The organism is Fimbriimonas ginsengisoli Gsoil 348 (genome assembly GCF_000724625.1).
GTDB classification, from domain to species: domain Bacteria; phylum Armatimonadota; class Fimbriimonadia; order Fimbriimonadales; family Fimbriimonadaceae; genus Fimbriimonas; species Fimbriimonas ginsengisoli.
Map to the genome: position 1 here is coordinate 4,614,096 of NZ_CP007139.1, position 11,885 is coordinate 4,625,980.

An 11,885-nucleotide genomic window follows, 5' to 3' on the forward strand; every position below is an offset into this window, starting at 1 on the left:
CGAGGGGACCACTCTTGTATTAATTATCGTTCTGATGTTTACACGAGAAAATCAAATTTTAAACGATCAAGTGTCCTTCCTATTACTTTAGATCCAATGAAAATACAATTAAGGGCTTTAGTCTCGCCCCAGATTGACCAAGGATTCCGGTCTACCGAATTCGCCCTCGGCTACGCGATGAACAACATCGCGTTCTACCTGAACGGCCAATGGGATGCGGGCGGCCCATGCAATACCAGTCCCAACCTCTCCTTCAATACGATCAACGGATTGGTTGTCGACGAGTCGGCTTCCGTTGCCGCACTTTGGGAGACCAAGATGGAGTGGGGCGACGTAGGGGGGTTGACGGCTACGAAGATAACATTCTGGCCACTCGGACCATCCATGCCGCTGATCCGGTGTACCAAGTCCACCCGGCCCGGCCCGCGTAAGGTGAATCGGGCCCGTCGACGTTCCCCGGCATCACGTACGGCTCCGCCGCGTACAGTTCCGAATCCTCTTGCGCTCGCAACAGCGGCAGCATCCCTCGATAGATCTGGCGAGCGGTGGCGTCGTCTCCCATCTTGGCGAACGCCCAGATCGCCCAGGTTGATGCGTGGCTGTAGACGCCGCCGTTCTCCCGGAGGCCGGGGGCGTAGCGGGTGATGTAGCCGATGTACGGATCGACCTTAGAGAACGCCGGACGCAGTAGGAGGGCTCCGAAGTCGGTGACCAGGTGCTCGCGAACCGATTGCATGGCGCGCGCGGCCCGATCCGGAGGCGCGATCCCCGAGATCACCGCCCAGGTCTGCGGATTGAGGAAGATCTTTCCCTCTTCGCAAACATGGCTTCCGAACGGCTTCCCATCGTCCCGCGTGCCGCCGATGTACCACTCGCCATCCCAAGCATGCTCGTTGACGGCCGCCCTGAGCGCTTCCGCTTCCCTTTCGTACCGCTCGGCAATCGAACCCTCCAAGATCGGGGCGAAGCGCTTAAGGATGTCGTACAGAAACATCGCGAGCCACACCGACTCTCCCTTGCCATCGATACCCGCGTGGCTGAGGCCGTCGTTCCAGTCCCCCGCGCCGATGAGGGGGAGCCCTCGCTCCGATCGACGCGATAGCGCCCGGTCGATTCCTCGCCGGCAGTGGGCGAGCAGACTTCCCCGCTCACCTGGCTTTTCGGTCTGCCGATTTAAAAATGCGTACTCGTTATCTAGCGCCGCGATATTTCCCGTCGCGTCCAAGTAAGCGAGCGTTCCGTAGGCAAGCCAAAGGCATGTGTCGCTGTGATGGCTGTGCACGAAAATATCGGTTCCCGGGTGCCACCAGTGGCGCACCCCGCCATCCTCGTACATCGCTTCCGCGTGCCGTCCAAGCTGCAATAGCGTCGTTTCCGGTTCGCTTTGGAGCAGCATCAGGCTGTCCTGAAGCTGATCGCGGTACCCGTAAGCGCCCCCTTGCTGGTAGTAAGCGCACTTCGCCAAAAGACGGCCGGCCACCGCCTGATAAGGCAGCCAGGTGTTGCACATCAGATCGATCGCTTCGTCGCCGGTCTGGACGTTCATCGCCGCGCAACGCTCGCGCCAACCATCGACCGTCGCTGTTAATTCGGCCCGCGCCGAGGCCTCGTCGTACTTCGCCGCGAGGGTAAGCGCCTCCGCCTCCGTTGGGGCGGCTCCCAAAGTGAGAACAATGGTTCGCGTCTCCCCTGGCGCCAATTCCAGAGTCGCCAGGCCACCCGCCACTGGGTCGTCCCAGCGAGCGGTCCGGGACGTTTCGACTTCGCGATACATCGCCTCCGGGGCGGAAGTGCTTCCCTCGCGTCCGAGCCAGGCCTGTTTATCGGTAACCCACCGAACCTCTTCTACTCCCGACCAGGAAATGAACGCCCGCTCCGGCTCCGCCATCTCGGTACGCCGATGCTCGACGAGCCCGGGGTGCTTCCACGCTACCAGCGTGTTGCCTTGCGCCCGGCTCTCCATAAACAGGCGGTGGAATTCTCGGTGCCAATCGCCGATCCCGCCGAGGTGCCACTCAAGATAGCTCCCCAGTTGCAGTCGCCGCGGCTTCTCCGTAAGGTTTTCGATTTCGACGATCCACACCTCGGCGCAGTCGTCGCGCGGGACGAACACCGTGTGGCGCGTCTCCAGGCCCATGAATCGGCGGGTGAAAGTGGTCGCTCCGAGGTCGTGCCGCACCTCTTCGAGTTCAGCCCGGTGCCGGGTCGGCTGGTAGGTCGTCGACCAGAGCTCGTCCGGCCGATCCAAATCCTGGACGTAGATAAACCGCCCGTAAGCGTCTTGAACGAGGTCTTGCTCCCAGCGCGAGAGCCGGTAAAGCTGGCAATTATCCGCCCAAGAGAAGCCGCCCCCGGCTTGACTAACGACCACCCCGTACTTGTCGTTCGACATCACGTTCGCCCATGGACGAGGAGTGAGGACGTCTGTAACGACGAAAGCCCCGGTTCCCCCCTCGAAGTAGCCATAAGGGTTGGGAAAACGTCGGCCGGAGCACCCGGCTTCCGTAGCCGCCGGACGAAGCGCGTCATCGAGCATACGCGCAAAGTGTACAGCGTGGGGGCCGATTGCTGATACGGTTCAGCTACGGGATTGGCAAGATTTACCTCTCCCTTATCCTTTCACTTTTCAAAGTGCGCAAGAGCGGCTTTTCGTACTCGCCCTGGCCGAAACACCGACCTGATCGCCTCCAGATATTTCATGCCGTGCACCGTATCCGGTTCCAGGTAGCTCCCTTCGGTCCACTCGTTCCAACAGTTGATATTGAGAACGCGCGGGCCGTACTTCTGGGCTAACAATCGCGTTTTGGTCATCTCGAGCGCAGTCCGAAATCGCTCGGGCGTGTTGCCGCCGATCGTGTTCATAAACGGGTAGCCGAAATTGCCGAACTCATCCCGCTGGTCGGCTCGAGGGCTGGAATCCCACCCCATGGTGACGTTCGGAAAATAAGGAACGCCGAATTCGTGCTCGGCGGTCTCCCAATATTTCATGTAGCCATCGCGGACGACGTCGTAGTCCGTCTGTTGCTCCGGAAGCGAAACGTGGTGGATCCAGACATAAGAGGTCACGGAGTCGAATCCCAGATCTTTGATCAGCTTCGCGGTATCGGCGGGCTTCCCTTCACCGGGAAGGATCGGCTGCCCCCACACGACGGCATTCAGATGCAAGCCAGGCAGGCCCGCCGCAACCGCTTTCGCCCTCAATCGGTCAAGCGCCGCACGGGTTGCCTCGATGGATCCGAAATTCTCCAGCAGTTTCGTCAGCTCATAAAACGAGAAATACGGCTTCCCGTCGATCTTCCAGTAATTGGGCCGGCGGAAGTAGTCCTTGATCAAATGGTCGCCGACCCTCTCAAACGTCGCAGGCGATACTCGGCCCGGATAGAGCAGCTTTTGTGGCGCACCCTTGCGGTAGGGATGGATGTCGAGCCAGTCGTGGTTTGCCCACATGAAGGCAAACTTCAGGCGCCGGTTGTTCTTTGCCCTCAAAAAGCCGTTGTCGATCGGCCGGTCTAGAAAAGGACCGTCATCGTAGTAGTACCAGTCGAAAATAAACGCATCGATCCCGTGGTCCGCCGCGGCGGCGATCTTCTTGGCCATCACGGTCGGATCGGATTCATCCGTGAAACCCCACAGAGGGAGGTTCGGCTGATGGTGGCCCGGAAAGCGCGGCTTGGCTGCCTTGACCAGTTCCCACTCCGACCATCCATGTCCCTTCGATATCTCATTTCGAGGGTCGCCGGGGTGGTAGTTCCCGAAGTAATAGCTCGCCACCGTAATCTTTTCGGGCGGTGGCGAGGTCGCGGCGGACATGGCAAGTAAGAGCGCGATGCTGGTCAAACGATAACCTCAGCTCGGAATAAGCGATTACCCATCATACGGTCAACTCATGTGTCGGTAACATGCCGCACATGAGCGGTCGTCTTTTGGCTCTCCTTCCCGCCTTGATTCTTGCTGGTCCCCCCGGTGGCGCAGGCAAGGAGAAGCCGGTCCTGGTCGTGAATTTTGAATCGACTCCGGACGGAGGGATTCCCGACGGATTTACCAAACAAGGTAATTGCGAGGTCACCAGCAAGGAGGCTCACCGCGGCAAGAAGTGCCTTCAAATCAATCCGGCCGAGAGGGGACCGCGCCGGATCGTGCTGAAGGGAGACCTCGTTAAGAATCTTGGAGGGAGCCATTGGGGACGGCTGTATCTGAAGGTCAAGATTCCAACCCCCGTTCCAGTCGTCCCGGCGGGCCAAAGCTTCGCGGTGATTCACAGCACGATCGTGGAGGGGGCGGGGACGAGCCCGCTCCACAACGATCCGGTCTGGGTTCGCCTCGCCGACACGTGCACCGGTCCTGATGGCGGCTTGCAATGGCTGTACAACGTCTGGGTGACTCCGCGTCCCGAGTTCGGCAAAGGGAGCCCGTACAAGTACAAGTTCAACGGAAAGTGGATGCTCGTCGAATGGTATGTCGATCACGCGACCCAGACATACCAACTCTTCATCGACGGCAAAGAGATCCCCGAGGTGAAGCTTAACAACGGCGCCGGCCACTTCGAGGGGACGGAAATCCCTCCGTTCTTCGATAGCCTTGCATTCGGTTGGAACAACTATCAGTCGGCGAGCGAGGGATTCACGGCGTGGATCGACGATATCGCCGTCGCCCACTTGCGCATCGGCGCCAAGTAGGGACTTGCGAACTAGTCCCGGCCGTCAACCTTGTTTTGGCGCCACATGGGCAAACCGCCAATCAATCTGAGCTCGACGAGGTCCGGTTGCACGTTCTCGCGCAGCCGCTTCACTTCAAGGAAGCGAAGGACGTAAAGCTCGATCATCCCGGAGACGCTGACCGTCTCCGGGATGATCCGCAATCTCCGAGATTATCGGACTCGCTAGGGACCTTCCCCAAGGAAATAGGTTCCCCAGAACTCGAAGTCCTCGTAGAAGTTATAGCGGCTAACTTGGTCCGCGTCATTCGTCTCCCAAGGTTCGTATTGGATGAAGTCTACGGCGCCCGTGGCATGCAGAGACGCCTGCAGCATTGCAAAGTAGGTGGCGCCGCCCTCGCTGTAGGCGGCCAACTCTCCACCCGCGTGAGTGATGCTGTACCAGTACGCTTGCCTGAAATACCACCAAGTGGTGAGAGGCGGGTTATGCGTGGTTACGGTCGTAGAATTGGCGATACTGTGGCCGTTCCATCCCATGAACACGTCGGGCGGATAGTAGACCCCGCCGATCGGTACACAGTAGGCGTTTAAGTTGTTGTAGGTGACCAGCGCCTTAGGGTGATCTTCGTTGTGTTCGTTCCCGAAGGTATTGCACCCATCGAGGAAGACCCAGTGGAAGCGCTGACCTCGATTTTGAAGAACGGTCGGAATGGAGAAGATGAAGTTATTGCTTGCATCTCCGAGTCGTCCATCCGGTCCCGTCCAGTTGTAACTACAAAACTTGAGGTGGCCTAGCGCATCGATGCCCTGGAAGTTTCCATGGCCATAGATATACAGGTCCCACAGTTGGGGGCTTTGAATCCAGGTCCTCACCAACTGGGCGAGAACAGGCGAAAGTCCGCCATTTGGCGCACAGTAAAGAACCTGACTCGTATATCCGGGGTTTTGAACCTGGAAATCCCCCACATAGGAGGAGATCAAGTTGGCATAGTCGTTCCCGTTGTCCGGTCCCCAAGGGGCAATCGGATATAGATCGGTCACCATGGCAAGTAGCCGAGGTACCGATGTGGCGATCATCATCGGCACGGGCAGATCGAATGTGGAATGGTCTGGTCCCGTAACATGAGCGACATAACGTCCGCTCGGGAGCAAGTTGCCGTTCGAATCCGTTCCATCCCAATCGAACGCAGCATGAGTTTGCAGCCCGACCCAAGTCCGGAGAATCGTCGTGGGTGCATTCCGGTTCGCGATTTCAACCGACCAAGTCGACCAGTTGTTGTAGGCCCCGGTAGGCAGTAGATCGAATTCGAAGTGAGAGTACGTCGAGTCGGGCGTATACACGACGTCGCCGGTTTTCAGCCCATTGCAGGGCAAAGCAGGGACGGTCACCGTCTGCGGCGTGGAACTGGCAAAGCCGCTTGGGGACTGAGCTACGATTCGAACACTGTAGCTCGTGCCGGCCATTCTTTCAAGATCGAAGCTGCCACGAACCAAGTTCGCCGTACTGTAGGGTCCTAAACTGTCGTCCGCTTCGGCCTGGCCTATCACAACACCGTTCACAACGGCTTGGTAGATCCGATCTGCCGTACCTGTTGGGGGCGCGACCGCAAACGAGACATTGGTTCCCGAGGAGTCAACCGCAGGATTGGCGCTCCACGTCACGGAGTTGCCCGTGATTGCGGTGGCACTGCCGGAAGTCGGGGAAGTCGTCACCGTGGCTAGCGCAGAGTTCATCAGCTTCACCTTGTAGGTGTATGAAGTCCCGGCTACCGCGGTGAAGTCGTAGAATTGCGTAGAGGTGATGGGAACGGTATTGAAGGTCTTGATCGTTGTTCCAGGACCCGTTCGAACGACTCGATAACCGGCCAGGCTCGTGCGAAGTGTCGCAGGGGAAGGATCCCATGAGACCAAGATGCCCCCTTCTCCGCCAAGGGCCGAAACGTGCGCGGGCGCAACGGAGGCTTTGGTGGACGCTACGGTCATCCGGAAAAAAGCAAAGGAATTGTCGTTTTGGCGTGCAGAAATTGTGACGGTGGTGGGTTGCGTCACGGCATGCACGGTCGCGGTAAACGAAGTGTTAGCGGGATCTCCACCAAAGGTCGTAGTGGCAGGCACGGAAACGGCCGCAGGGTTGGATGAAGTCAGATTGAGCGTGATCTCTGAGCCCGGAGAAAACGGAAGGATATTGGGATACATGCCGAGTTGAACCGTGACGGTCCCCGTTCCGACCATAAAGTCGGCCGAGGGGGTCAGCGATACCAACTGGTTTGCCGCCTGTGCGATCGGCGCAACACACAGAATTGTTAAAGCAAGCAGGATTCTACAAAGGTTATTCAAACACTACCTCCAGTCGCCGAGACTAGCACAGGATCTTGATTACAGCAAACTTTCAAAGCATGAATTAATAAATTCATCTGTTTTCACGTGTAAACCATCCTCTCTTTAAGATAGCTTTTATTAAGATTTAGGTCTTGCTGGGGTGGAAATCAGATCGGAGGCCACTCTTCGACCCACGTGTGTATCGAGGTCCGAAACGGACAAAGCTGTAGCTACCGTTAGCACTCGCATGGGTAAACTGCCAATCAAACCGGCCCTCGACGGGCCGTTCCGAAATTAAAGATTTCACATTGGAGGAACGAATCAACATGGCCATTCAGCCCCTGCACGATCGAATCATCGTTGAGGCCGCGGCAAAGGAGGAGAAGTCCGCCGGCGGCATCATCCTTCCCGACACCGCTCAAGAGAAGCCCCAGCGCGGCAAAGTCCTCGCCGTGGGTCCCGGCAAGCGCCTCGATAGCGGGCAGCTCGCCCCCGTCGGCATCAACGTCGGCGACACCGTTCTGTACGGCAAGTACGGCGGGACCGAGGTCAAGGTCGACGGCCAAGACCTCGTCATTCTTCGCGCGGACGACGTCCTCGCCGTACTAGAGAACGAGCCGGTGGGAGCTACTGCGTAAGAGGCGTTAGGCGCTAAGGCGTTGGGCGTTAGCACAAAGAAACGCCTAACCCCAAGCGCCCTCCCCTACTGCTAACCGCCAACCGCCAACTGCTAACCCAAAGGAATTCACATGCCAGCAAAGGATATTAAATACACCGACGAAGCGCGCAAGCTTCTAGAAATCGGAGTCGATAAGCTCGCCAACGCGGTCAAGGTCACCCTTGGCCCGCGCGGACGAAACGTCGTTCTCGAGAAGAAGTTCGGCTCTCCCACCGTGATCAACGACGGCGTCACCATCGCCAAAGAGATCGAGGTCGAGAACCGATTCGAGAACATGGGCGCCCAGCTCATTCGCGAAGTCTCCAGCAAGACCAACGACACCGCGGGCGACGGCACCACCACCGCCACCGTTCTCGCCCAGGCCATCTTCAAAGAAGGGATCCGCAACGTGGCCGCCGGCTCCAACTCGACGCAGATCAAGGTCGGCATCGATAAGGCGGTCGACGCGATCGTCGCCGAGCTCGAGAAGATCTCGACGCCCGTCGATGGAATCAACGGCGCCGTACAGGTCGCCACCATCTCCGCCAACGACCCCGAGCTGGGCAAGCTCGTGGGCGAGCTGATCCACAAGGTCGGCAAAGACGGCGTCGTCACCGTCGAAGAGAGCAAGTCGACCGAGACCACCTACGAGAACGTCGAGGGTCTGCAGTTCGACAAGGGATTTCTTTCCCCCTACTTCGTCACCGACGCCACCCGCATGGAGGCCGTCTACGAAGAGCCGCTGATCCTCTTCTTCGAGAAGAAGATCGGCAACGTGCAGGACCTAGTGCCGATGCTCGAGAAGGTTCTCCGCATGGGCAAGCCGTTCGTCATCGTCGCCGAGGACCTTGAGAACGAAGCTCTCGCGACGCTGGTTCTGAACCGCATCCGTGGCAACCTCCCGCTCTGCGCCGTCAAGGCCCCGGGCTTCGGCGATCGCCGTAAGGCGATGCTAGAGGACATGGCGATCCTGACCGGCGGCCAGTTCATCTCTGAGGACCTCGGCATCAAGCTGGAGAACGTCACCCCCGACATGCTCGGCTCCTGCCAGCGCATCGTCATCACCAAGGACACCACCACCATCGTGGGCGGCAAGGGTGACAAGGGCGGCATCGAAGGCCGGCTTCGCCAGATCAAGCAGCAGATCGAGAACACCGATTCCTCCTACGACAAGGAGAAGCTGCAAGAGCGACAGGCCAAGCTCTCCGGCGGCGTCGCCGTCATCAAGGTCGGCGCGGCCACCGAGACCGCGCTCAAAGAGAAGAAGGCGCGCATCGAAGACGCGCTGGCATCGACCCGAGCCGCTCTCGCCGAGGGAATCGTCCCCGGCGGCGGCGTGGCTCTGATCCGCGCCGGTAAGGCGCTCGACGGCCTGAACCTCGAAGGGGACCAGCAGATCGGCGTCAAGATCATCGCCAAGGCGATCGAGGCCCCTCTGCGAACCATCGCCGAGAACGCTGGCGTCGAAGGTTCGGTCGTGGTGTCGCAGGTCAAGCGAGAGAACAACGGCTTCAACGCCGCCACCCTCGAGTTCGGCGACCTCCTGGCCCAAGGCGTCGTCGACCCCACCAAGGTCGTCCGCCAAGCCCTGCAGAACGCATCGTCCATCTCCGGCCTATTGCTCACGACCGAAGCCATCGTCGCCGAGCTGCCTGAGAAGGAAGACGAGGGCCACGCCCACTAGTCCACCCGGACTTTTAGAGCCCGACGAGCAAAGCTCGCCGGGCTCTTTTGTTTCTCAGGAGATGCACCACGCCTCACCGCCCCGGCGCGTCGGTGGAGGTCTTACGTATCTATTAACTAGCGTGGAAAGCAGAGGTCAGGATTGTCCCTTACAGCTGAGACTAAGACATAGACTAAGTTGAAAACGGATCACGAGGCATACATCAGCGTGACGACTCTCGACGACTTTCCTGTGTCGGCGACCTTACGAGGAGCGGACATGGGCGATTCAGCCCGTTTCGTCGGCTGCAACCCTCGTGAGTCAGCCGATCCATTCCCCTATCTGCAGGATGGTGGCGGAGGGGGTGTTTTACTTGGCAGGATTCGATCCGGAAACCACCGAAACCATTTGCACCAAAAAACAACTTTATGTAGCCAGCTGTCGATTAAATTTCAACTACTTCAACCGTATCCAAGCGGGGCCGGCGACGTCTCTGACGACCTAACGGGTCCCGCACAGCGTTCAATGTCAAGAGGCGAGCTCTCCGGCCACTTTCGTTCAGCTTTTCCGGCGCTATGTCGCGGATTGCAGCCACTAGTGGCCCCTCGTCAAACCCATAGTTGAAATCTACGATTTGACCGAGATATAGGTTTAAGTATTGAACGAGTGCTTCCTCTGATGAATGGATTGAATCAAACCATTTGGTCCAGTACGCATCACCGAGTATATAACGCACCGCTGAAAATGCGGTGCGGACGTCGTTCGAATTCCAGATCTCGCCTGATTCGACAAATTTCTTTACTTTTCTGGCGAGCGACCGCTGAAGAGGGGCGAGGTCAGATTCCTCTGACCAATCAGGGTGGCGCCCCTTGCGCTTTTGCTCAAGTTCCATTCCAACAACGATGGCCGGAGCAACCAAAGCAGTTGTGCTCTTGATGACCTCATTTAACTCATTTACCGGATCTAGGCCATCGGGAGATATCTCCAACATTGAAGATACGCAGTTCATAACTGCGCTTTCCCAGCTAGTATACGAGCTGGTAAATACCCCTTCCTCGGGATGTTGTTTATCTCCCCACTCAAAAAGAATCTTCATCAGCTGCTTGCTCTCGGGCCATTCAATGTCCCAGGCCCGAGTCACAATTGCTGCAATCCACCTGTCGCGTGCTTCGCGGTCATCCCATTCATGGAGCCAAAACGGGTCGCTGTCGGTTCCCCGCAAGCTCGATTTGAACTCTTGCCACGTTTTCTGGCTGACACTAGCACGAGCCTCATGAAAACCAAGGTAGACAGGCTTCCAATAATCAGTTGAGAACCTGCACGTCATGAGTGCCAGGGGATTTCTGGACTTACCATCCCCTAGTGCTTCTAAAGCATATATAGCTAGCGATCTCTTCGGTTCACCGAGCTGATCGAGAGCTTCGGCCCTAGCTTCCTTCTTCTTATCATTTGCTTCGTCTTGCATCAACCAGGCTAGCCGACCACCTGGACGTGGAGCTTCTTCTTCACGTAGCACCGAATAAATAGTAGGTACATATTGTCGAAGAAACTCCAAGGCAAGGAAGTCAGCAGGGTCGATGTTGCGTGTGCCTTCGACGATAAGCGAAGGAAGAAGAGTCTCAATCGTAGTAATGAATCGCTTTACGTGCCGTACCGTGGACAATCCTGGTAGGAGGACCTGATCGAAAACGACGGAGAGGCGCTCCATGCCACTCTTGCCAAGATTCTCATGGATTCCCGTTGACAATAAGGATTCTTCGAGGAGCGCACTTCGCTGTTTTCTCGTAGCTTCTGGGAGATCGAACGGGCGACTTACAATCTTCTCAAGAAAAGCCTCCGGGTCCGTCACTGAATCTTTAAGCGCATGACATACCTGATCACGATCAAACAACAGAAGGTATCGGATGTTTGGAAAGTCAGCGCAGGCCTTAATCAACTGAAAGGTGATCCGCACTTCCTCCTTATCCAGGCGGTCTATATCGTCTATGATGATAACTGCGGGTTTAGTAAGCTCCGCCAGATCAGAAGATATTTCGTCTCTGGCGTCACGTAGAGTGGGCTCGATGGCTTGTGCTTCTAGACCTTCTGCCGCATAATTGAGGGCTTCGCTAATAGCCTTTGATCCCTTCTCAGCTATCCCCACACCGGGCACGACCACGCTCAACGCCCCTGCCCCCGTGGAAATGGTGCTCATAATCTTTGAACTGTATCTATAGAATCGAGAGCGGGCCTTTTTGTCCTTGTCAGTGTCCTCTTTTGGCAGGATCTTGTTCCCAATCGTTGCAAAGAATTCGCGGGCGAGCCCTTCACGTGAACCAACCATCCAGGGTTCAAATCTCACTACGGTTGCCTGATTATCCAGTTCTTCGGCCACCATTGCCGCAACCGATGATTTGCCAGTTCCCCAACCACCCATCACAGCCACGACGGTCGCTCCGTTAGGATTATCTGCAAGTAAAGTTCTGACCAATGAAGAGGCGAATGGCTTCCTCGCTAACCGATCATCTTTCACTCCAGAGATAGGGGCATCGTGAGTATCTGAAAATGGCACGGATTCCATGTTTTATTTAGTAAGAGAGCGGCGATATTTC

At 57.3% G+C, this 11,885-nt stretch carries 8 protein-coding genes; 3 read left to right on the top strand and 5 right to left on the bottom strand.

Translation table 11 applies throughout. From position 1 onward, the window contains the following. Positions 1-349: 349 nt before the first annotated feature. Together OP10G_RS20755 and OP10G_RS20760 are read right to left on the bottom strand one after the other, a co-directional pair. Positions 350-2,536, bottom strand: a complete 2,187-nt coding sequence (locus tag OP10G_RS20755; RefSeq protein WP_025228516.1) for a GH36-type glycosyl hydrolase domain-containing protein — start codon at positions 2,534-2,536, stop codon at positions 350-352. A gap of 83 nt (positions 2,537-2,619) precedes the next feature. Beyond that, entirely contained in the window at positions 2,620-3,837 is a 1,218-nt protein-coding gene (locus OP10G_RS20760; RefSeq protein ID WP_227624995.1) for a glycosyltransferase WbsX family protein, read from the bottom strand. A gap of 71 nt (positions 3,838-3,908) precedes the next feature. Here OP10G_RS20760 and OP10G_RS20765 point away from each other — a divergent pair, with 71 nt between their 5' ends. After that, entirely contained in the window at positions 3,909-4,676 is a 768-nt protein-coding gene (locus OP10G_RS20765; protein ID WP_025228514.1) for a hypothetical protein, read from the top strand. A gap of 11 nt (positions 4,677-4,687) precedes the next feature. Here OP10G_RS20765 and OP10G_RS27050 read toward each other — a convergent pair whose 3' ends face one another. Together OP10G_RS27050 and OP10G_RS20770 are read right to left on the bottom strand one after the other, a co-directional pair. Continuing rightward, entirely contained in the window at positions 4,688-4,858 is a 171-nt protein-coding gene (locus tag OP10G_RS27050; RefSeq protein ID WP_158409310.1) for a hypothetical protein, read from the bottom strand. 21 nt (positions 4,859-4,879) lie between these two features. Further along, positions 4,880-6,637 carry a fibronectin type III domain-containing protein gene (locus OP10G_RS20770; protein WP_144241282.1) on the bottom strand — a complete coding sequence of 586 codons (1,758 nt, stop codon included), beginning with the start codon at positions 6,635-6,637 and terminating at the stop codon, positions 4,880-4,882. 662 nt (positions 6,638-7,299) lie between these two features. Between OP10G_RS20770 and groES the strand changes: the two genes are divergently transcribed. Together groES and groL are read left to right on the top strand one after the other, a co-directional pair. Beyond that, positions 7,300-7,611, top strand: a complete 312-nt coding sequence (gene groES / locus OP10G_RS20775; protein ID WP_025228512.1) for a co-chaperone GroES — start codon at positions 7,300-7,302, stop codon at positions 7,609-7,611. A gap of 111 nt (positions 7,612-7,722) precedes the next feature. Continuing rightward, the gene (groL, locus tag OP10G_RS20780) at positions 7,723-9,315 is read left to right on the top strand and encodes a chaperonin GroEL (protein WP_025228511.1); all 1,593 of its coding nucleotides are present in this window, start codon (positions 7,723-7,725) and stop codon (positions 9,313-9,315) included. 424 nt (positions 9,316-9,739) lie between these two features. On the opposite strand, the gene OP10G_RS20785 is transcribed toward groL, so the two are convergent. Further along, positions 9,740-11,854 carry a KAP family P-loop NTPase fold protein gene (locus OP10G_RS20785; RefSeq protein WP_084179578.1) on the bottom strand — a complete coding sequence of 705 codons (2,115 nt, stop codon included), beginning with the start codon at positions 11,852-11,854 and terminating at the stop codon, positions 9,740-9,742. Positions 11,855-11,885 lie beyond the last annotated feature (31 nt).